Origin of the sequence: Mammaliicoccus sciuri (assembly GCF_002901825.1) — a bacterium.
Taxonomy (GTDB): Bacteria; Bacillota; Bacilli; order Staphylococcales; family Staphylococcaceae; genus Mammaliicoccus; species Mammaliicoccus sciuri.
The window spans coordinates 125,252-147,760 of record NZ_PPQD01000018.1 but is presented as its reverse complement, the minus strand read 5'-3'; the positions used below and the strand labels follow the sequence as shown (position 1 = coordinate 147,760).

The following is a 22,509-nucleotide window of genomic DNA, read 5'->3' as shown; positions in this document are numbered from 1 at the left end:
GGGATGTCATCGTGCACGAAAAAGAATTTGTTCTGATTGAAGGCGGAAAAATGACATTATTAGAATTAGGTCATGAAATCGAAACAATCACAGGTCGAACATTACAATCAACAACAGGTGAGGTTAGAAGTTGGCCATCAGAAGCAGTAATTTTTAATCGCAAATCTAATATTAATCAAGTCACATATCGTTTTAACGAAGTTAATGATTTGATTGATGCAACGATTGAAGTTCCTAGAGGCTTTAAAAATTATGATACTGATCCTGTAACAATTAGACTGCTAACATATATTAGAAAAGCATAGTACACATAACGGAGCGGGATGATGAAATCTTTTAAGTATAAAAGATTTCTCACTCGCTCCATATTTTATACATAAGGAGAAATATAATGAGGTCTAAACTGTCGATATGGAGTTTAATAACATTGATTGTCTTTGTTATTGCGGGTTGTTCAAATGACGTAACTGAGAAAGAAGGCAAAGATGGAAAAATTGTATTATCACCTAAAAGTGATGACATTAAAGGGAAAGTCTTGTTTGATAGTGCACATGGTCAAACAGCAGGCAGTGCAGATTGGGTCATTAATGGTGGCTTTTCTGATTTTGCTGATGCATTAACGAAAGAAAACTATGAAGTAACAGATTTAGGATATAACCAATTATTAAATTATGATAAGATGAAAGATTATGAAGTCGTTGTTATTCCAGAGGCTAATAATCCACTTAAAGCGAGTGAACAAGATGCTATAGAGCAATATGTGAAGTCTGGTGGAAGTATATTAATGATTAGTGATCATTATAATGCCGATAGAAACTTTAATCGATATGATTCTTCAGAAGTGATGAATGGTTATAGAAGAGGTGCTTTTGATAATCCTACAAAAGGCATGAACGCTGAAGAAAGCTCCTCAGATAAGATGAAAGATATTCAAAGTAGAGATTTCTTAAACGAAGTCTTTGGCTTGAGATTTAGATACAATGCATTAGGTAACATTAAAGTTGATGATTTGGCAGATGAAAAAGATAGCTTCGGAATTACTAAAGGTGTTAAAGCAGTATCGATGCATGCCGGTTCAACAATCGCTATTACAGATCCTGATAAAGCAAAAGGTGTCGCTTTTGTTCCTAAATTATCAAAAGATGATGCATGGAATCATGCAGTAGACCAAGGCATATACAATGGTGGTGGCCGCAATGAAGGTCCATATATTGCTGTGAGTAAAGTTTCTAAAGGTAAAGGCGCATTTATAGGCGATTCTTCAATGGTAGAAGACAAGTCACCAAAGTATAAACGTGAAGACAACGGAGAAACTAAAAAGACTTATGATGGATTTAAAGAAGAAGATAACCAAAAAATGATTATGCAAATTGTAGATTGGTTAAATAAAAAAGATGATGACCAAGATTTATCAACCATGAATGTTCAACTTGATGATAAGACTAATTTATTGAATTTTGAACAACCTGAGAATAGTAGAGAAAATGAAAAAGAACCTTGGGGAACACCTAAACAAGGCTATAAATGGTATGATTCCTCAACTTATGCATCTGGAAGTTATGGTGCAAACTCAGAAAGTAAAAATAATAAAGCTGATCAATCAACGACGTCTAGTTCTAAGCAACAAAATAATAATCAAACATCCAATAGCGAAGAAGGTACATTTGAAATGCCATCATCCGTTCAAAAACAAGAGAAATTTGAAATAACAGTCCATGTCGATGAATCGAAATTAGTAAATAATAAATTTCAGTTGTCTATCAAAAACAAAGACGGACGAGAAGTAGGTATGTTTGACGGACAAGCACCAGGAGTTTCAAGTTCAGTATCACCAAAAATTAAAAACGGAGTAACTGATTGGTATTTTAAATCCAAAATAGCAAACGAAGCAGACAACGAAGTAGAAGTTGAAGTCTTATCAGGCGGCAACGTGATAGCTAAAACCACATTAAATGTACAATAACGGGTGTCGTTAGGGACAGAATTTGGAGAAATGTCCCTAGGTGAGTATTTTCTAATTACCACAATTCAGAATAATGGAAGTTAGCGCATTCTAATTACCACAATTCGAAATTCTGACAGTTAGCAGTATCTCAATAAATTTCATATAACGACATTAAAGCGTCTGTACATAAGTTTATGCTCCAGACGCTATTTATATAGTTATTTGTAACTTTTTATTTAAATTTTTATTAATAATATAAAATGCATTTTAGTTGATGTAAGCGCTTCCGTAGATTAAAATTAAACTGTAATCAATTTAAGGGAGGCGTTTTAATATGGCTTTTGAATATCCAACTGCAGCAAATGCAAAATACAAAGTTAAAGACAAGTATCAGAACTTTATCGGTGGTAAATGGGTGGATCCTAAAAATGGTGAATTCTTTGATAATGGATCGCCAGTAACTGGTGAAGTATATGCAAAAATTCCTCGTTCTACAAAAGAAGATATAGATGAAGCAGTTAAAGCAGCACATAAAGCACAAGTTGAGTGGGCGAAAAAGTCGCCAGCTGAACATTCGCAATTACTCTTAGATATAGCAGATCGTATTGAAGAAAATTTAGAAGAATTAGCAGTTATTGAAACATTTGATAATGGTAAACCTATTAGAGAATGTCTAGCAGCTGATTTACCATTAGTTGTAGATCATTTTAGATACTTTGCTGGAGTTGTCAGAGCAGAAGAAGGGGCAATCTCTCAAATTGACGACAATACAGTAGCGTATCACTTTAAGGAACCTATTGGAGTAGTTGGTCAAATTATTCCATGGAACTTCCCGTTATTAATGGCTACTTGGAAGTTAGCGCCAGCAATCGTAACAGGTAATGCTGTTGTACTTAAACCAGCAGAACAAACACCTGTTTCTATTTTACATTTTATTGAACTGATTCAAGACTTATTACCAGAAGGATTGATTAATGTTGTAAATGGTTTTGGTGCGGAAGCAGGACAAGCTTTAGCGACACATGAAAATATTAATAAAGTTGCATTTACGGGTGAAACAACTACTGGTCGTATCATCATGCAAAATGCGAGTCAAAACTTAATTCCAGTAACACTTGAATTAGGTGGTAAATCACCAAATATCTTCTTCAAAGATATTATGGATGAAGATGATGACTTCTTAGATAAAGCTGTTGAAGGATTAGTGATGTTCGCACTTAACCAAGGTGAAGTATGTACATGTCCATCAAGAGCATTGGTACATGAAGATATTTATGATAAATTTATCGAAAAATGTATCGAGCGTGTAAAACAAATTAAGACAGGTAATCCTCTAGATCCAGAAACAATGCTGGGTGCACAAACGTCACAAGAACAAGCTGAAAAAATTAAGAGCTATTTAGATATTGGTAAACAAGAAGGTGCAGAAGTATTAGTTGGTGGTAATGTAAGAGAAGAAGCTGGAGAATTAGAAAATGGTTTCTATATTGAACCAACAATATTTAAAGGCACACAAAATATGAGAATATTCCAAGAAGAAATCTTTGGACCAGTATTATCATTAGCAACATTTAAAGACGATGAAGAAGCTTTAGAAATGGCGAATGATACTTTATATGGTTTAGGTGCAGGTATTTGGACTAGAAACCAAAATAAAGCTTATCGCTTTGGTAGAGGAATCCAAGCAGGTCGTGTATGGGTGAATAACTACCATACTTATCCAGCTCACGCTGCTTTCGGTGGTTATAAAATGAGTGGTATTGGCCGTGAGAACCATAAGATGATGTTAGAACATTATCAACAAACTAAAAACTTACTCGTGAGTTATGACGAGAAGCCTGCAGGACTGTTCTAAATGACTGAACAAGTCACTGCTACTGAAAAAGCCAAATCACTCATTAGAGAATTAAAGAAAACACATGGTGAAAACCTTATATTTCATCAATCAGGTGGATGTTGTGATGGTAGCTCTCCAATGTTATTTGTTGAAGGAACATTAATTATTGGAGATGTAGACGTGAAATTAGGTGAAATTGAAGGTGTCCCATTCTATATGAATAATAAGCAATATGAATATTGGAAACATACGAATTTAGAAGTCGATGTTGTTGATGGAAGAGGCGGTATGTTTAGTATAGAAGGCCCAACTGGGAAGAGATTTCACATTAGGAGTTCAGTAAGATCATAATTTTTTGAAGGATGTGCTAAAATATTAGTACATCCTTTTTTGAATATGATAAAGGTTGGGTGAATGAAATGAAACATTACATTGAAACAAAACGTTTAATACTTAGAAATTGGAAAGATGAGGATGTTGCATTATTTCAAAGTATGAATGCAAGTCCTGAAGTGAGAAGGTACTTTCCAGATATATTGAGCTATCGTGCGACTGAAAATATGATTGACCAAATGAAATCGGTCATCGATCAACATGAAATTGGTTTATTTGCTGTGGAATTAAAAGAAACTAAAAGCTTTATCGGTATGGTAGGTTTGAATTATATCCCAGAAGGTAGCGAATTAAGTTTCCCAGAATTACCTTTTTATGAAATAGGTTGGCGCATGGATAAGGATGTATGGGGTAATGGGTTAGCAACAGAAGCGGCGGAAGCAGTATTAACATATGCTAAATCAAAAGGTATCGATGAAGTGTATAGTTTTACGTCGGAAATTAATAAACCTTCCAGAAGAGTCATGGAAAAATTAGAAATGAACCATATTAGGAATTTCTTACATCCAAAAGTCATACATGATGATGATTTAGCAGCACATGTTTTATATCATAAAGTATTGTAAGGAGTAGATGATATGATCGTTATTAGTGCATGTTTAGTTGGAGAAAAAGTAAGGTATGATGGCAACCATAAGTTAGATTTGTTCTATAAGAATCTAATAGATGAGAAGAAAGCAATTAGTATTTGTCCTGAAATATTAGGTGGCTTACAAGTTCCTAGAGAACCAGCAGAAATCATCGGAGGAGATGGTTGTGATGTGTGGAATGATCAAGCAAAGGTCATGACTGTTACAGGTCATGATGTCACAATACAATTTAAAGAAGGCGCTAAACGTGCACTCTCTATTATTAAAGATTTAAATGCCGATACAGTTATTCTGAAAAGTGACAGTCCTTCATGTGGTAGTACTGTTATATACGATGGTACATTTACGGGAAATAAAAAAGAAGGTGTCGGTGTTACGACAGCCCTCTTTACATTAAATGGTATTAACGTCTATGATGAAAAAACATTTTTAACTATTTTTGATAATCACGAAGTTTAACGGGTTGTGCCATTTTCATAGCACTAAATAAATCATCGATATTTTCTTTAATAATCGCTAAATTTTTATAATCTGAACTGATAAATTCAGTTGATATTAAATGATCAATCATTAAACTTAATGGATTGAAAAATTGTTTAGTATTTAATGCACCAATTGGTTTATGATGTAGTCCTATTTGAGACCATGTATAAATTTCAAAGAATTCCTCTAAAGAACCAGCACCACCAGGTAACATAATGAATGCATCAGCCATATCAGACATCATTTGTTTTCTTTCATGCATTGTTTCGACAACATGATATTCTGTTAAATTCTCATGAGCGATTTCACGTTCTCCTAAAAATCTTGGCATTACGCCAATAGCAATACCATCATGGTCAATGACACCATTGGCTACTGCTCCCATCATGCCAGTTGATCCGGCACCATATACTAATTCATATTTATTTTCGGCTAAATATTTACCTAACGCATAAGCTTGTTCTGTATAAATTGGGTCATTTCCCTTACTTGCACCACAGAAAACAGCAATTTTCTTCATATATATTACTCCTCTCGCATATGTAGTATAATAACTTAAAAGATACTTCTATTTATTTAAGAAGGGGGTATAACTGTGAATATATTTTTAATGGTCGTGCTTATTGTGCTTATTTCATCAGTAGCAGGTCTTATAAAAAACCACCAAAGTAAAACGGTTAGAATAGAAAAAATTAAATCCCAACGTGTTAAAGATGAATTAGAGCTTGAAAAATTAAAGCATGAGAACTATCTATTAGAGACGGATAAGATGCGGTTAGAATTAGAACAAATGAAAGAAATAGATAAAGTTAATTTAGAAAAAGCTAAAAAACAAATGATAGAATAATAACATTCTGGACGATTACCATTGTCCAGAATGTTTTTTTATTAATTTTGATAGAAATTCTGAAAAAACTTTATGGTCTTCTTGTGTGAGTTTTTTAGGTCCTTTCGTTCTACCACCTTGTTGACGTACTTGAGCAGAAATATGTCTTTGCGTTAACAGTTGTTCAATATTTTGAGGCGTATACTCGTAACCTTTATGATGGATAACGTGAAGGGCTTTATTTAATAAAAGACTCGCTAGTCCATAATCTTGCGTCACAACTATATCATCTGGTTGCGTCAATTTGACAATTCTAAAGTCTGCACTATCTGCACCATGATCAACATATATTGTTGAAACATAATCGGGATATTCCCTTAGTGAGAAATGGTTAACACTTCTAATAATAAGAACAGAGATGCTTGTATGTTGAGTTAAGCGAATGATATCATCCGTAACTGGACAAGCATCTCCATCTATAATAATTCTGTTAATCATTTATTGCGACGAAATCTTTTCTTAGATTTTTGGTGTTCAGTCGTATGTTCATCATATGGAAATTGGCTGATATGTTGAGACATTGACGATTTATGTTGATTAAATAGAAGATGACTAGATTTTTCTTCTTTCTCATTTCTAACTCTTTCATTGACTAATTCTTGGATGTTTGGTTTTGCTTGTTTAGAGCTTACGTCGTTGATTGATTTTGCATTACTGCTTTGTGTAGTTGCTGTGTTCATTTGATGTCCCTCATATTTCTTTATTTCTTTAATACGTTCTTCTTTGTTTTGTTGCCCTAATTTTTGTTCTTCTTGTTCACGCGCTTCGATATTACTTTGTAACTTTCTATCTAACTTCGTCACATCTTTTTCGTTTTCTTTTTGAAGTTTTTCACCTTTTTTAGCTTGTTGTTCTTCAACTTTTTGGTAATGAGTCAATTCTTTAATACGCGCTTTTTTATTTTCTTTTTGTGCTTTTTCTTCTTCTTTATTACGAGCATCGATATTTTTTTGAAGTTTTTTATCTAAATGATCAATTTCTTTTTGTTGTTGTTTTGCTTCTTTTTGTTCTTCTTTAAAAGGTTGTTTCATTTGTTTGTTATATTCATATAAACGTTTCTTTTGAACAACATATGATTTTACAGGTTGTGTTTTTTCTGCAACTTTATCTTTCGTTTCGATTGTTTTATCTTTTACTTTATGTGAAAAATCAACAGTCGTTTCAGTTACATGTTTAACATCTGGATGTTCTTTTATTTTTTTGCGTTCTCTAATTAATGGAACTAATACAAGTGGTAATGTGTTAACAATTAATTTAACTTTATCATTCATGAGTCATTCCTCCGTAGTCATTTCTTATAATATATCTTATTCCAATACCCTATATCATAATCTTCAAACGATTGGTACGATACGTTAGCCGATATTTTGACCAATTCCAAAACCGAAATATGCAATGGCAATAATAATAACTAAAATAATACGATAAATCGCAAAAGGTATTAATTTCACTCTATTAATCAGTTTTAAGAATAATTTAATAGAAATAAGTCCAAATATAAATGATGCGATAAACCCTACAATATAGAAAGGTATTTGATCCAACGTTATAAATTGTAGATTTCCAAGTAATGCTTTTGCACTCGCTGCAAACATAATGGGTACTGCCATTATGAACGTAAAGTCAGAAGCAGCTTTATGATCTAACTTTAAGAAGACACCTGTCGAAATGGTTGAACCTGAACGACTAAATCCTGGCCATAATGCAATTGCTTGAGATAGACCAATTACAAATGCTTTTGGATAGTTCATATCATCTACTTTGTGTGGATTTGTGACGCGTTTAGAATACATATCCGCACCAATCATATATATAGCCCCAAGTAATAAACCGATTAATACAGTTGGAACACTAAATAAATGTTCTTCAATAAAGTCATCAAATAATAGTCCAAGAATACCAGCTGGTACAAGCCCGACAATAATATGTGACAATTTTAATGTTCTTTTTTTCTGTTCGTTTTGTTTAATATGTAACATTTCAAAATATCGATTTCTAAATATCCATGCTGCTGCAAGGATCGAACCTAATTGGATCACAACTTTAAATGTGAATGCTGATTCGCTTCCAAGAAAGGCTTTAGACTTTAACCACATATCATCTATTAAAATTTGATGTCCTGTAGATGAAACAGGTGCGAATTCTGTTAAACCTTCAACAATACCTAATATAATGGCTTTTATTAATTCTAATATAAACATAGCTTTGCTCCTCTATTTTTATGAAAGTCTGTGGTTATCTAGAGACAATCACCGTATCATCATTGTACCAAATATTACAATGTAATATGCTAATATTTAATAATACATTTTAGTTTATTTTTTTCATAAAGGCGTTATAATGGAACAAGGTGGTGAGATTGTGAAAGATTTAACAAAGTATAGTATGCATTATAAAACGTTGCAAATATTTATGTTTCTCGCTTCGTTTTTATTAAGTTTAACAGTCGTATTTCAAAATATATATTTAGGGAAAATTATTAACCAAATGCTCGTCGTAAAATCAAATGGTCAACAACTTTATTTATGGCTAGCAATCTTGCTCATTGTATTGCTTTTAAGAGCATGCTTTAACTACCTTAATCAATTATCAGGACAAAAACTTTCTTATAAAGTTAAAAGAGATGTTAGACATCAATTGATAAATAATGAAACAGATAGAACTAAAATAACAATGATTACTGAAGTGGTTGAGGGTATACATCCTTTTTATGAATCTTATTTGCCTCAAGTCTTCAAATCAACCATTATCCCAGTAACGATTATCATTACATTACTCTTTATTCATTGGCCAGCTGCTTTAATTATGATGATTACAGCGCCATTTATTCCACTGTTCTATATTGTCTTTGGACTAAGAACTCGTGATAAAGCGAAAGACCAAATGCAATCTTTAGATCAATTTGCAGCAGAATTTATAGATTTAACAAAAGGTCTCGTATCGTTAAAACTATTCAATCGAACACATCAAACGACTGAAAAAATCTATAAATCAAGTACGTCATTTAGAGATTTAACAATGGAAATTTTGAAAAGTGCCTTCTTATCAGGCTTAATGTTGGAATTTATCTCAATGCTTGGAATAGGTATTGTGGCACTTGAAGTTGGCCTAAGATTAATCGTATTTCACGATGTATCTTTTGTAGTTGCCATCATTACTTTATTATTAGCACCAGAATTTTATAATGCGATTAAAGACCTAGGACAAGCTTTCCATACGGGTAAACAAAGTGAAGGTTATATTGAATTGATTGAAGAAATGAGTAATGAAGAATCTATACAAGCTTCAAACATTCATATTGACTCAAATATTAATGATGAAGATCTCATTCAATTTGATCATGTATCATTCACTTACCCAGAGCGTAAAGATTTTTCATTTGATCAAATCAATTTAAGTATAAAAGAAAATCATCATACAGCAATTATTGGACCCAGTGGTGCTGGTAAATCGACATTAATCAAACTTATGTTAAATGAATTAAATCCCAATGAAGGTAAGATTATTTATAAAAAACCACTAAAAATGGGTTATTTATCTCAAAGACCTTATATTTTCAGCGCAACTTTGTATGAAAATGTCACGATGTTCCAAAATTATGATGAAAAACGTGTTAATGAAGTGTTAACTGAAGTGGGCTTACTTGAAAAAGTAAAACAATTATCTAAAGGTATGCATACTATGATTGGTGATGGTTATGAAATGTTGTCTGGTGGAGAAATGAGAAGAATAGAACTAGCCAGATTACTATTACTTGATCCAGATGTGGTTATTTTTGATGAACCAACAACTGGATTAGATATTGAAACCGAACAACTTATCGTGCAAACTGTTAACCAATTTGCGCATCAAAAGACTATTCTCACAATCGCGCATCGAAAAGAAGTGTTGAGATATGCCACTGATTTTATAGAAATTCATAATGGAACAGTTCAATCATATGACGCATCTCAAAAAGGTGGTGGTATGTCATGAAAAAAATAAAAATTAAATTTGATAAAGACTTCTATCTTTCTATTGTAATAGGCGTCTTTGGCATGCTAACTGCACTTGGAATGTTTGCATTAAGTGGATATATGATATCTAAAAGTGCACTTGGAACACCTTTATATGCATTAATGATTTTAATTGTATCTATTAAGTTATTTGGTTTTGTTCGTGCAATTACTAGATATTTCGAAAGATTATATTCGCATCGTTCTACATTTACAATGTTGAGGGATATACGTGTTAACTTATTTAATCAACTCATCCCAATTGTTCCAAACGTATTTAGAAGATACCGTTCGAGTGATTTATTAACGCAAATGGTAAACCATGTTGAACGATTACAAAATATTTTACTAAGAGTATATTATCCACCAATTGTTATTATCATTACGACATTTATAACAATACTCGTGATGATTAATTTCAATATATATGCCGGTGTGATTATAGGACTTTCAATGTTGATGTCAGTCATTGTCATCCCTTATTTATCAGCTAAAAGAGCTGAAAGCTTATCTGAAGCTGTTCAACAAAGTGAAGAAGCATATGTGGCTGAATACTTTGATTTTGAAAAAGGACGTTCAGAATTAAAAAGATTCCAACAATATCGTGCATTTAAAGAGAAAGTTTTAAATAAACAATACCAATATGAAGATAGAAAATATAAAGAACAGAAATTTTTAAGTTCTTATGACTTTATGCTGAATTTATCATCTATGGTGAGTATTTGGTGTATGACCATTTTATGTATTTGGCAAATACAAGACGGCGTATTAAACGCTGTATTCTTTGCGAGTATATTAATGATTACAATTACGTTATTTGAACAAGCTATCCCAATGACTAATGTTGCATTTTACAAAGCGGATACAGAGCGAAGTCTTAAAAATATTGAAGAAGTCATCAATCAATCATTTGAGGTGCCTCAAGAACGTTCAGTTCAAAATCATGCATTGTATAAAGCAGAGAATGTAATGTTTAAATATGACTTCCAAGAAAGAGAAACGTTATCTCAAATTAACTTTGAAATAAATAAAGGGGATCATGTAGCTATTATAGGTCCTTCAGGTTCAGGTAAGACAACTATGCTCAATATATTAATGGGATTATATAGTGTGAATGATGGCAGTTTATCCTATAAAAGTGAACAGTTGTCTCATATGATTCAAGAAGATTATGTGAATGAAATCAATACAATGTTGCAACATAATCATTATTTCGAAGGCACAGTAAGAGAGAATTTATTAATTGATGTGGAAGATGAACTTATGACTAACGTTCTTGCTGCTGTGAATTTAAAGCATTTAAACTTAGATCAGCAGCTAACTAAAAATGCTGAGAATATTTCAGGTGGGGAACGCCAACGTTTATCTTTAGCAAGATTGTTGTTAAGAAAAGCACAAATATGGTTACTTGATGAACCAACAGCTTCATTAGATGAAGAAAATGAAGAAAATGTTATGAATCTCTTATTAAATAAAGACGATACGATTGTAATTGTGACGCACAACTTGAAATATTTACAATACTTCGATCATATAATCGTTATGAATGAAGGACATATCATAGAGCAAGGTAGTTATACACAACTCATTAAAGAACAAGGTTATTTATATAAAGTCATTCAATATAATGAGCAATTAGATTAAAAATAAGCATATCACTTTAAACTGAGAATTCAGTTGCGTGATATGCTTATTTATTTTGAGCAAGATGATAGAGGCTTGCTGTATTATTTTTCTTGATTGATTTTATCTACATTATTGATCAATTTTTGTAATAAGTTGTTTAATTGATTGGTTTCTTCATCATTTAACTCTGATACATCTTGAATTAAATGTGAAGCTTGGTGTAAATGTGGTTTCATTTGTTCACTTTTTTCAGTTAGATGAACAAACACTTCTCTTTGATCTAATTCAGAACGTACACGTTTAATTAAATCTAAATTTTCCATTCTTTTTAATAAAGGGGATACAGTACCTGTATCTAGGGCTAAGTCTGTTACAAGCTTTTTGACATTGACCGGTGCGGTTTCCCATAAAATCGTTAATACTAAATATTGTGGATATGTAATATTGTACGTCTTGAAAATTTTGTTTGAATAATAGCGGTTAACTTGTCGTTGCGCATTATACAAATTAAAACACAATTGGTTTTGGATATCTAATTTATCCGGCATAATCTTTCCCCCAAACTACAAATGCAATGGTTCATTATTTTTTTTTGAAATCTCCTAATTCATTATATAATGAATATTTTTATTTTGTAAATATTTTAGTGATGTGTAATTTATGAATATTTAAAGTATAAGTTATAGGATGAACTTTAAGTCTTTGTAGTTTCTGAACTTATATCATATAATTACAGAAAGGTGGTTTGAATATGAGTCAAAGTATGAAGAATAAAAATAAAATGGCAGTAACAATTTTGACAGGTTTTTTAGGAAGTGGTAAAACAACATTACTTCAAAGACTCATCATGAAAGCAAAAAACTCTGGCCAAAAGGTCGCAATCATTATGAATGAATTTGGTTCTTTTGATGTTGATAGTAATTTGTTAGGTGATGATGTCTCTACTCAAAGTTTATTAAATGGTTGTATATGTTGCTCATTGAAAGATGATATTGAAGTTGTATTACATAATTTATATCATAAAGACCAGCCTGATCTTGTATTAATTGAAGCTACTGGTATTGCGCATCCTGTAGAAGTAGTGGATGCATGTCAAAACCCTACATTAGTAGATAAAGTTGAAATGCCAACAATCATTGGTGTTATGGACGGCAAAAGATATTTAGAAAGATCGAGATATACCGTTCAGACGAAACAATTAATGGAAGAACAAATGTTATATTCTCATTTGATTATTATTAATAAGTCTGATGAATTATCTGCTGAAGAAAAAGCATCATTAGAAACGTCATTACAAACAATCAAACATCAACCAGTGCTACACTTTACGCAGTTTTCAAATATTGATGGTGTTGAAATACCTGTAAATGAAGTTTTGTCACTTCAAGCTAAACATAGTCATCATCACGGTATTCAATCCATAAATTATACATTTAGTGGTCCGATAGAAATGGAACTATTAATGAATTTCTTAAGACAATTACCTGATTCGATTCTTAGAATTAAAGGATTTCTGAAGTTTAGGGAAGAACCAGAGCAAACTTATTTATTTCAATATGCATTTGGGGTACCTCAATATGAACCAGAAATAATGAATATGCCATTAACAATTGTCATAATAGGTGAATCTATAGATAAAGCAAGTATTCGCAACAAGTTAGATATGTTGAATTTTTCTTAGGAGATGATGGGATGGAAAGAATTCGTATAAATAAACATGTTAGTTATTCTAGAATTGTACATGGTTTTTGGAGATTGAATGAATGGGGTTATAACAATCAACAATTAAATGATTTTATACATGAAATTGTTGATAGAGGCATTACAACAATGGATCATGCTGATATATATGGTAATTATACATGTGAATCATTATTTGGTGATGCATTAGCATTAACACCTAATTTAAGAGAGAAAATTGAAATCGTCACAAAATGCGGTATTATTTTACCGAATGATCAAATCGCTAAAAATACTGGTCATCGATATGATCAAAGTTATGATCATATTATTGAATCAGTTGATAAATCGCTTTTAAATCTTAAGACAGATTACATCGATACACTACTGATTCATCGTCCATCTCCATTAATGGATCCAGATGAAATGACGCGTGCAGTGATGCATTTAGTTGAACAAGGAAAAATAAAAGCGTTCGGTGTTTCAAACTTTAAATGCAATCAATATGAATTATTAAATGAAAGTTTGAAGAAAGAAATGTCGCATATCTCAGTCAATCAAGTTGAAGTATCACCATATCAACTTGAAAATATTGAAGATTGTACATTAAATAGAATGTTGCAACATGATGTTAAAGTAATGGCATGGAGTCCATTAGCTGGCGGTAAATTATTTGATCAAACTGATGAAAAAGCAAGACGCATTATGGCAGTTATACAACCATTAGCAGAAAAATATAACGTATCAGTAAGCACGGTCATTTACAGTTGGTTACTCAGATTACCTTCAAAAGTGATGCCAATTGTAGGCTCAAGTAAGATAGAAAGAGTCGACGAAGCTGTAAATGCTACGAAATTACAATTAACAGATCAAGAGTGGTTCGATATTTATGTCGCATCACGTGGTGAAGATATATTATAGTATGATAATGATATAAAGATGAGGCTGGAACCTATATACAGGTTCCAGCCTCATCTTTTATATTAATATTTATTTTTCTAATCTATTTAATGTAATTTCTGCTAAAGATTTTGCTGCTACTTGTAAGCAATCTTCATTCACATCAAATTTAGGGTGGTGATTCATATATGGTTCTGTTACGCCTTCTGGTTTACTGCCTACAATGTAGAATGAACCAGGAATTTTTTGTAGATAGTAGGCGAAGTCTTCTGATCCTGTAACTTGAGGTATTTCAACTAACTGTTGGAAATAGTCGCCTTTACTATTTGATAATATTTCTGCTACTTTATCAGTTTGTTCTGGATGGTTGTAAAGTACAGGATAACCAAATTGATAATCTAAGTCATATTCAATATCGAATCCAACTGCAACACTATCTGCAATTTTTTTGATTTCTTGATACATTGTTTCTTCTAATTCAGGGTTTAAATATCTAGCAGTACCTTTGATTGTAACGCTATCTTGAATAACATTGTATCCACCTGGTGCTTCGAATGCGCCAATCGTAACGACACCCATATCTAATGGATCGATACGTCTTGATACAATCGTTTGAATAGCATTTACAAAGTTTGTCCCAGCAACTAATGCATCATGTGTTTTGTGTGGACTTGCTGCATGTCCGCCTAAACCATTAATCGTCAATTTGAATGTTGAACTTCCTGAGAATGATGGTCCTTTATTGTAACCAATAAATTCAGGTCCAGCTACTGGAACGATATGGATACCATAAACTTCATCTAAATCATCAAGTGCACCAGATTCTACAAGTGCTTTAGCACCACCAGGAGGTTTCTCCTCAGCATGCTGATGAATGATTTTAACTGTGCCAGGTAATTCTTCTTTAATTTCAATAAGTGCATCTGCAAGTCCCATTAAATAAGCAGTGTGAGCATCATGGCCACAAGCATGCATAACACCTTCATTTTGTGATTTGAAAGGAACATCTGTTTCTTCAGTTATAGGTAAAGCATCAAAGTCAGCTCTTAAACCAATCGTTCTACCTTCTTGACCACCTTTAATTTCTACAATAATAGCATGTTCTTTTTCTAAAGGTTGTGTTACTTTAACATCTTTGCCTTCGTAAAATGATTTAATATATTCAGCAGTTTGCGCTTCTTCAAATGAGAGTTCTGGGTGTTGGTGCAAATGCCTTCTAATATCAATCATGTCACTTTCTTTCTTTTCAATTAGGTTAAAAAGCTTTTCTTTTAAATTATTCATGATTTACCTCCTAAAATTATACTAGAAAAGTATAACAGTAATCTTTTACTGTATAAAATGATTGCACTTATAAAACAACTAAAAATTTTTGGTTGATTTTGGTTGAAAGTGAACGAAAGTGATTGACATTGAAATGAAAACGTTTTATTATGTAGAGGAATAGGGGAGATTGTATGTTAACGACTGAAAGACACCAATTAATATTAGAAGAGATTAATTTACGGGAAACAGTATCTCTACAAGAACTTATTAATTTGACGAATTCAAGTACATCAACAATTAGGAGAGATTTATCTCAACTTGAAGAAAGAGGTTTGCTCAAAAGAGTTCATGGTGGTGCAACTCAAATTGCAAAGCGCCATGAAGAGCGTAATATGACAGATAAAGAATCGCGACATCAAGATGAAAAACAAGAGATTGCACGATTAGCTGTCAGTCAAATTTCAGACGGAGATACGATATATTTAGATGCTGGGACAACTACTTTAGAAATGATTCCATTTATTACACAACAAGATATTATCGTTGTAACAAATGGTTTAACACATGTAAGACCGTTATTAGAAAAAGGCATTTCGGTTTATATGACAGGTGGAGAAGTAAAAGCAACGACATTTGCGAATATAGGCGTCAATGCAGTTAAATCCCTTGAAAGATATCGTTTTGACAAAGCTTTTATTGGTATGAATGGCATTGATTTGAACTATGGGTTAACGACACCAGACCCGTACGAATCTGAAATGAAAGAAAAGGCTATTCATTTAGCATCTCAAGTATATGTCTTGTTAGATCATTCTAAATTTAATGAAGTATCGTTTGCGGAAGTGACATATAAGAAATCAATAGAAATATTAACTTCTCACAAAGCGATTCAAACATTAACTAATTTAAATCAATTTAAAGAAAAATATAAAATTAACGGAGGACTAAAATGATATATACAGTTACGTTTAATCCATCAATTGATTATGTAATGTTTACAAATCAATTTGAAGTAGGTGAATTAAACAGAGCACATGAAACAAACAAGTTTGCTGGTGGAAAAGGTATTAATGTTTCTCGAGTACTTCAAACATTAGATATCAAAAGCACAGCGACAGGTTTTATAGGTGGATTTCCTGGAGATTTTATTAAAGATGCACTTAATCAAGCAAACATCTTAACTGACTTTGTAGAAGTTAAAGATGATACAAGAATAAATGTGAAATTGAAATCTGGTTTAGAAACTGAAATCAATGGACCGGGGCCAAATATTGAACCTCATGACTACGAAGAATTTTTAACGAAAATGAAAAATACGCAATCAGAAGATACGGTTATAATTGCGGGCAGTGTGCCAAGTTCACTACAAAATCCAGTATATCAAGAAGTAGCAGAAATACTTAAACAGACTGGTGCGAATTTAATTGTGGATGCTGAGAAAGATTTGATGAAATCAGTACTAGCATATAATCCGAAATTTGTTAAACCAAATAAACATGAATTAGAAGAAATATTTGATAAACAAATTGAAACGGATCAAGAAGTCATTGAATGTGCTGAGCAATTATTAAATGAAGGTGCTCAAGCAGTCATCGTTTCACTCGGTGGAGAAGGTGCTATTTATGTGGATCAACAAACACGATTAAAAGCTATCGTACCAAGTGGTCAAGTTGTGAATACAGTTGGTTCAGGTGACAGTACTGTTGCTGGTATGGTAGCAGGATTAGAAGCAGACAAAGACATAGAATCAGCATTTAAATTAGCGGTAAGCTGTGGTACAGCAACAGCATTTAATGCGGACTTAGCTAATATAGAAGATATAGAAAAAATAATTTCTAAAGTAATCATTAAACATGTTTAAAATAGGGAGGTTATTAAAATGAGAATTACAGAACTATTAACGAAGGAAACTATTGCAATGGATCTTTCTGCAACAAGTAAAGATCAAGTCATTGATGAGTTAGTTGCGCAATTAAACAGCGCTGGGAAATTAAGCGATGAAGCAACTTTTAAACAGGCGATTCATGCAAGAGAGTCACAAAGTACAACAGGAATTGGTGAAGGTATTGCGATTCCTCATGCTAAAACAGATGCTGTACAATCCGCTGCGATTGCTTTTGGTAAATCTGTTGAAGGTGTAGATTATCAATCATTAGACATGCAACCAGCTCATTTATTCTTTATGATTGCAGCGCCAGCTGGTGGTGCACAAACACATTTAGATGCCCTTGCTAAACTTTCAGGCATTTTGATGGATGAAGATGTAAGAGCAGAGTTATTACAAGCAAAAAGTAAAGAAGAAGTGTTAAATATCATTAATAAGCATGATGATGAAGCTTCAGATGAATCTTCAGAAGAAGCAGCTGTAACGAATGCAGAAGCGGATTCAGAAAAAGGACTTGTATTAGCTGTAACAGCATGTCCTACAGGTATTGCACATACTTATATGGCTGCAGATGCATTGAAAAATCAAGCTAAAAAAATGGGTGTACCTATTAAAGTTGAAACAAATGGTTCAGGTGGTATTAAAAATCATTTAACTGATGAAGAAATTGAAAAAGCATCAGGTATCATTGTAGCTGCAGATGTACATGTTGAAACAGATCGTTTCGATGGTAAGAATGTGATTCAAGTTCCGGTTGCTGATGGTATTAAACGCCCGGAAGAATTAATCAATATGGCACAAGACACATCACGCAAACCATTCGTAGCTAAAGGTGCGAAACAAAGTAGTGCTTCTAGCAATGAAAAACAAAGTGTGTCTAAGACGATATATAAACACTTAATGAATGGTGTTTCTAATATGTTACCACTTGTTATATCTGGTGGTATCTTGATGGCAATCGTATTCTTATTTGGTGAAAACTCATTCGATCCAAAGAGTGGACAATATAACGAATTTGCAGCTAATTTATGGTCGATTGGTAGTGAAAGTGCATTTAAATTAATCGTGCCTATTTTAGCAGGTTTCATCGCTAGAAGTATTGCAGATAAACCTGGTTTCGCATCTGGTTTAGTCGGTGGTATGCTAGCAGTAGCAGGTGGTTCAGGGTTCTTAGGTGGTATTATCGCTGGTTTCCTTGCAGGTTACTTAACAGAAGGTATCAAATATGTATTTAAGAACTTACCTCAAATGTTTGAAGGTTTAAAACCTACATTAATTTATCCAATTTTATCAGTATCACTTACTGGATTACTTATGGTGTATGTGGTAAATCCACCAACAGCATGGTTAAACAATTTATTATTAGACGGATTAAATAACTTATCTGGTTCTAATATTATGTTATTAGGTTTAGTACTTGGTGCAATGATGGCAATTGATATGGGTGGTCCATTTAATAAAGCGGCATATGTATTTGCGACAGCAGCGTTAACTGAAGGAAACGCAGCAGCAATTACTGCTGCTATGGTCGGTGGTATGATTCCGCCAATAGCAATAGCAACAGCGATGTTAATATTTAGAAAGAAATTTACTAAAGCACAAAAAGGTTCTATTATTCCAAACTATGTGATGGGGTTATCATTCATTACAGAAGGTGCTATTCCATTTGCAGCAGCAGATCCATTACGTGTCATTCCATCAATGATGGTTGGTTCAGGTATTGGTGGAGCGTTAGCTTTAGGATTAGGTTCAAGAATTCAAGCACCACATGGCGGTATCTTTGTTATATTTGCAACTGACTTCGGTCATGTATTACAAACATTACTAGCAGTAGTTGTCGGTGCATTAGTTGCAGCAATTATTTATGGTGTTATTAAACCTAAATTAACGAAAGAGCAACTTGAAATCGCAGAAGAAGTAGAATAATCAATATATCGTGTTAAATTAAAAGCTGTCTACAGAGTTGTGACTTTGTAGACAGCTTTTTTAGTCAGTGCTTTAAATCCTCGGCCAAAAGTATGATGCTGATTTAACATGTTTAAAATTGAAAAGTTGGGGAAATTTTTATATGATTAAATTAAATTATTATAATATGTAGAAAATGGTAAACATAGGGAAAGATGTGAACAATGTTATATTACAAGACAATTATCAAATCAAATGACGCAGAATGGGTTACGTTGATACACGGAGCTGGTGGTAGTTCTTCGATTTGGTTTAAACAAATGAGATATTATAGGAAACATTTTAATATATTACTCGTAGATTTGAGGGGGCACGGGAAATCTGCGAATAAAGAATGGAAGAAAAATGATTCGTTTGAACATTTAGCAAAAGAAGTTGTAGATGTATTGGACCATTTGAAAATAGATAAGACTCATATTATTGGCATGAGCCTTGGCACAATAGTTGGCCAAACAATGGCGCAATCATATCCAGAGAGAATTACGACATTGGTGTTAGGTGGCGCCATCATTAATGTGAATTTAAGGACTAAATTCTTGTTAGCTATCGGCCGTACGATTATGAATTTTGTGCCGTATATGCTGCTTTATAAATTATTTGCTTACATTATTATGCCTAGGAAAGCTCATGAAGAATCTCGCTTAAGATTTGTGAATGAAGCTAAAAAAGTGTCTCAAAAACAATTTATCAAATGGGTTAAATTAACGAAGCTTGTAAATCCTTATTTAGCACATTTACAAGTTGCAACAAGAGATATTCCGACACTCTTTATCATGGGGGAAGAAGATTATTTGTTTATGCCTCCAGTTGAAAGACTCGTTAAAGAAAATGAAAATTTTTCAATAGAAATAATAGAGCAAGCTGGTCATGTATGTAATATTGATCAACCTGATGCTTTTAATAAAATTAGTTCTAAATTTATCATGCAACATGTTGGAACGACGGCTATATAAAGAATGTATGTGTAGACTTCTACATTTACATTCCTTCTTATATCATTTAAATTGTGATAAAAATATGCTACACTAAAAATAATATGCTAATATCGGGGGAGGTGACGCTAAATGGGAAGGATTTAGTTTTGAAAACGTATACCGTAAATAAACTTATTGAAAAAAATCATACAAAGGTGGCCATAGCGTCACCGCAAAATATTTGGAGGTGAATCCCTAGAAATAGGGAACTAATTGGAAATTTCGACCATAATAAACTTTATTGTATTCTTTATATTAATTGCATTTACAATGGTATTTGTAGGATCTGAATTCGCACTTGTAAAGGTGCGTATAACTAGAATTGAACAATTAATTTCTGAAGGAAGTAAATCAGCTAAAATTGTACATAAAATGATCAAAGAACTAGATTATTATTTATCTGCATGTCAGCTTGGTATTACTGTAACATCACTTGGATTAGGTTGGATTGGTGAACCAACATTTGAAGTATTAATACATCCTGTATTAGACTTCTTTAACTTACCAGACGCATTAACAACAACTTTCTCCATAGCGATCAGTTTCTTAATTGTAACGTTTATCCATGTAGTAGTTGGTGAATTGGCACCAAAAACGGTAGCAATTCAACAGGCAGAAAGACTTACACTTGTCTTCGGCCGACCATTATATTATTTCGGTATTGTTATGAAACCGTTAATTTGGTCAATGAATGGTGCAGCACGTATTCTAGTTAGAACAATAGGTATTCAACCTACTAACGAAGAACAAGCAATGTCAGAAGAAGAATTAAAGCTTATCATGACTCAAAGCTATCAAAGTGGTGAAATCAATCACACTGAATTAGCTTATATGCAAAATATTTTCTCATTCGATGAAAGATTAGCAAAAGATATCATGGTACCTAGAACACAAATGGTTACATTAACAGAACCATTTAATATTGAAGAATTATTAGAAATTATAAATGAGCATCATTATACACGTTACCCAATTACTGAAGATGGTGATAAAGACCATATTAAAGGATTTATAAATGTTAAAGAATTTTTAACAGAATATGCTTCAGGTGAACAAATTAAAATTAATAACTACGTACATGACTTGCCGCTTATTCACGAAGTTACAAGAATTAGTGATGCATTAGTAAAAATGCAGAAAGATCATGTGCATATGGCGTTAGTTATTGATGAATATGGTGGTACAGCTGGTGTCATCACGATGGAAGATATATTAGAAGAAATCGTTGGTGAAATTCGTGATGAATTTGATGATGATGAAGTAAATGATATCATTCAAACTGGTGAAGATACTTACCAAATTAATGGACGTGTAACTTTATCAGAACTAGAAGAAAAATTCGGAATTGATTTCGTAGATTCAGACGATATTGATACAATCGGTGGTTGGTTACAAGCGCATAACCCAGAAATTGAAAAAGACGACTATGTCGATACAGAATTTGATAAATGGGTTGTCATTGATGTTGAAAATCATCAAATTAAGACAGTTGCTTTACACAAAGATTTTATAAAAGAAAGAAAAAGTATATTTGACGAAGACGAAGAAGACGAGGATTAAAAAGTGAGCAAAACTACATTAACATCATTATTTAGGTTTACAGGATATTTAGAAGGTGGATCATTACTGTTATTAGTATTTATAGCAATGCCTATCAAGTATATGTTGAGTAATCCAAATGTAGTTTCAGTATTAGGCATGATACATGGCGGATTATTTTCAATGTATGTCATCATGATATTGGTAATGGCACTTATTGTTAGAATTCATATAAAGTGGCCAGTCATTGCTTTTATAGTAGCATTTATTCCTTTTGGAACATTTATATTTGATCATTTCTTTGTAAATGGCAAATCTTATGAAAAGATAACGCAATAATAAATTGATATTAAGAGCATGGGACAGATATTTAGTTCCTGTGCTCTTTTTTTATTGCATGAATTACAAAAGTCAGGCGAAGTGTAACTAAGGCGGCCCATAGTAACAAAAGTCGGTGGAAGTGTAACTAAGGCAGCCCATAGTAACAAAAGTAGGCTGAAGTGTAACTAAGGCGGCCCATAGTAACAAAAGTCAGGCGAAGTGTG

General features: G+C 32.7%; 23 protein-coding genes. 17 read left to right on the top strand and 6 right to left on the bottom strand.

Annotated elements, in window-relative coordinates; translation table 11 throughout:
- Positions 1–11 precede the first annotated feature (11 nt).
- The 6 genes from CD035_RS05205 (at position 12) to CD035_RS05180 (ending at position 5,224) form a co-directional block, all read left to right on the top strand.
- A complete protein-coding gene (locus CD035_RS05205; protein ID WP_048541872.1) occupies positions 12–305 on the top strand; it encodes a hypothetical protein in 294 nt (97 codons plus the stop codon).
- A gap of 86 nt (positions 306–391) precedes the next feature.
- The gene (locus CD035_RS05200) at positions 392–1,963 is read left to right on the top strand and encodes a Gldg family protein (RefSeq protein WP_048541874.1); all 1,572 of its coding nucleotides are present in this window, start codon (positions 392–394) and stop codon (positions 1,961–1,963) included.
- Positions 1,964–2,279: 316 nt separating this feature from the next.
- Positions 2,280–3,800, top strand: coding sequence for an acetaldehyde dehydrogenase ExaC (gene exaC / locus CD035_RS05195; RefSeq protein WP_048541876.1), 1,521 nt, complete (start codon positions 2,280–2,282; stop codon positions 3,798–3,800).
- Entirely contained in the window at positions 3,801–4,133 is a 333-nt protein-coding gene (locus CD035_RS05190; RefSeq protein WP_025904728.1) for a DUF779 domain-containing protein, read from the top strand. It begins immediately after the preceding gene.
- A 68-nt stretch (positions 4,134–4,201) separates the two neighbouring features.
- Positions 4,202–4,741, top strand: coding sequence for a GNAT family N-acetyltransferase (locus CD035_RS05185; protein ID WP_048541878.1), 540 nt, complete (start codon positions 4,202–4,204; stop codon positions 4,739–4,741).
- A gap of 12 nt (positions 4,742–4,753) precedes the next feature.
- Entirely contained in the window at positions 4,754–5,224 is a 471-nt protein-coding gene (locus tag CD035_RS05180; RefSeq protein WP_048541880.1) for a 2-thiouracil desulfurase family protein, read from the top strand.
- On the opposite strand, the gene CD035_RS05175 is transcribed toward CD035_RS05180, so the two are convergent.
- Positions 5,199–5,768, bottom strand: coding sequence for an LOG family protein (locus CD035_RS05175; RefSeq protein ID WP_037589271.1), 570 nt, complete (start codon positions 5,766–5,768; stop codon positions 5,199–5,201). The two genes, CD035_RS05180 and CD035_RS05175, sit on opposite strands and share 26 nt — an antisense overlap.
- Before the next feature lie 75 nt (positions 5,769–5,843).
- Here CD035_RS05175 and CD035_RS05170 point away from each other — a divergent pair, with 75 nt between their 5' ends.
- Complete coding sequence (locus tag CD035_RS05170) at positions 5,844–6,095, top strand: hypothetical protein (protein ID WP_078355492.1); 252 nt, start codon at positions 5,844–5,846, stop codon at positions 6,093–6,095.
- A 15-nt stretch (positions 6,096–6,110) separates the two neighbouring features.
- On the opposite strand, the gene CD035_RS05165 is transcribed toward CD035_RS05170, so the two are convergent.
- From CD035_RS05165 to CD035_RS05155, 3 genes are all read right to left on the bottom strand, one after another.
- Complete coding sequence (locus CD035_RS05165) at positions 6,111–6,569, bottom strand: YaiI/YqxD family protein (RefSeq protein WP_048541917.1); 459 nt, start codon at positions 6,567–6,569, stop codon at positions 6,111–6,113.
- Positions 6,569–7,405 (bottom strand): hypothetical protein, encoded by an 837-nt coding sequence (locus CD035_RS13915; protein WP_229412520.1) that lies wholly within the window; start codon positions 7,403–7,405, stop codon positions 6,569–6,571. The genes CD035_RS05165 and CD035_RS13915 overlap by 1 nt, the downstream gene beginning before the upstream one ends.
- 84 nt (positions 7,406–7,489) lie before the next feature.
- A complete protein-coding gene (locus CD035_RS05155; protein ID WP_048541882.1) occupies positions 7,490–8,335 on the bottom strand; it encodes an undecaprenyl-diphosphate phosphatase in 846 nt (281 codons plus the stop codon).
- A gap of 160 nt (positions 8,336–8,495) precedes the next feature.
- On the opposite strand from CD035_RS05155, the gene CD035_RS05150 reads away from it, so the two are divergent.
- Positions 8,496–10,109 carry an ABC transporter ATP-binding protein/permease gene (locus CD035_RS05150; RefSeq protein ID WP_048541921.1) on the top strand — a complete coding sequence of 538 codons (1,614 nt, stop codon included), beginning with the start codon at positions 8,496–8,498 and terminating at the stop codon, positions 10,107–10,109.
- Positions 10,106–11,773 carry a thiol reductant ABC exporter subunit CydC gene (cydC, locus tag CD035_RS05145; protein WP_048541884.1) on the top strand — a complete coding sequence of 556 codons (1,668 nt, stop codon included), beginning with the start codon at positions 10,106–10,108 and terminating at the stop codon, positions 11,771–11,773. Before CD035_RS05150 ends, cydC begins: the two co-directional genes overlap by 4 nt.
- Positions 11,774–11,856: 83 nt before the next feature.
- On the opposite strand, the gene CD035_RS05140 is transcribed toward cydC, so the two are convergent.
- Entirely contained in the window at positions 11,857–12,303 is a 447-nt protein-coding gene (locus CD035_RS05140; RefSeq protein WP_025904738.1) for a MarR family winged helix-turn-helix transcriptional regulator, read from the bottom strand.
- Positions 12,304–12,506: 203 nt separating this feature from the next.
- Between CD035_RS05140 and CD035_RS05135 the strand changes: the two genes are divergently transcribed.
- Together CD035_RS05135 and CD035_RS05130 are read left to right on the top strand one after the other, a co-directional pair.
- Positions 12,507–13,436 (top strand): CobW family GTP-binding protein, encoded by a 930-nt coding sequence (locus CD035_RS05135; RefSeq protein WP_048541886.1) that lies wholly within the window; start codon positions 12,507–12,509, stop codon positions 13,434–13,436.
- 11 nt (positions 13,437–13,447) lie between these two features.
- The gene (locus CD035_RS05130; RefSeq protein ID WP_048541888.1) at positions 13,448–14,356 is read left to right on the top strand and encodes an aldo/keto reductase; all 909 of its coding nucleotides are present in this window, start codon (positions 13,448–13,450) and stop codon (positions 14,354–14,356) included.
- Positions 14,357–14,425: 69 nt separating this feature from the next.
- Here CD035_RS05130 and CD035_RS05125 read toward each other — a convergent pair whose 3' ends face one another.
- Positions 14,426–15,619, bottom strand: coding sequence for a M20 metallopeptidase family protein (locus tag CD035_RS05125; protein ID WP_048539969.1), 1,194 nt, complete (start codon positions 15,617–15,619; stop codon positions 14,426–14,428).
- A 173-nt stretch (positions 15,620–15,792) separates the two neighbouring features.
- Here CD035_RS05125 and CD035_RS05120 point away from each other — a divergent pair, with 173 nt between their 5' ends.
- From CD035_RS05120 to CD035_RS05095, 6 genes are all read left to right on the top strand, one after another.
- A complete protein-coding gene (locus CD035_RS05120) occupies positions 15,793–16,554 on the top strand; it encodes a DeoR/GlpR family DNA-binding transcription regulator (RefSeq protein ID WP_048539968.1) in 762 nt (253 codons plus the stop codon).
- Positions 16,551–17,462 carry a 1-phosphofructokinase gene (gene pfkB / locus CD035_RS05115; protein WP_048539967.1) on the top strand — a complete coding sequence of 304 codons (912 nt, stop codon included), beginning with the start codon at positions 16,551–16,553 and terminating at the stop codon, positions 17,460–17,462. Before CD035_RS05120 ends, pfkB begins: the two co-directional genes overlap by 4 nt.
- Before the next feature lie 18 nt (positions 17,463–17,480).
- A complete protein-coding gene (locus tag CD035_RS05110) occupies positions 17,481–19,412 on the top strand; it encodes a PTS fructose transporter subunit IIABC (RefSeq protein WP_048539966.1) in 1,932 nt (643 codons plus the stop codon).
- A gap of 203 nt (positions 19,413–19,615) precedes the next feature.
- Entirely contained in the window at positions 19,616–20,404 is a 789-nt protein-coding gene (locus tag CD035_RS05105) for an alpha/beta fold hydrolase (protein ID WP_048539965.1), read from the top strand.
- Positions 20,405–20,638: 234 nt separating this feature from the next.
- Positions 20,639–21,985: a hemolysin family protein gene (locus tag CD035_RS05100; protein ID WP_048539964.1), complete on the top strand. Its 1,347-nt coding sequence runs from the start codon at positions 20,639–20,641 to the stop codon at positions 21,983–21,985.
- 3 nt (positions 21,986–21,988) lie between these two features.
- Positions 21,989–22,303 carry a DUF3817 domain-containing protein gene (locus CD035_RS05095; RefSeq protein ID WP_048539963.1) on the top strand — a complete coding sequence of 105 codons (315 nt, stop codon included), beginning with the start codon at positions 21,989–21,991 and terminating at the stop codon, positions 22,301–22,303.
- Positions 22,304–22,509 lie beyond the last annotated feature (206 nt).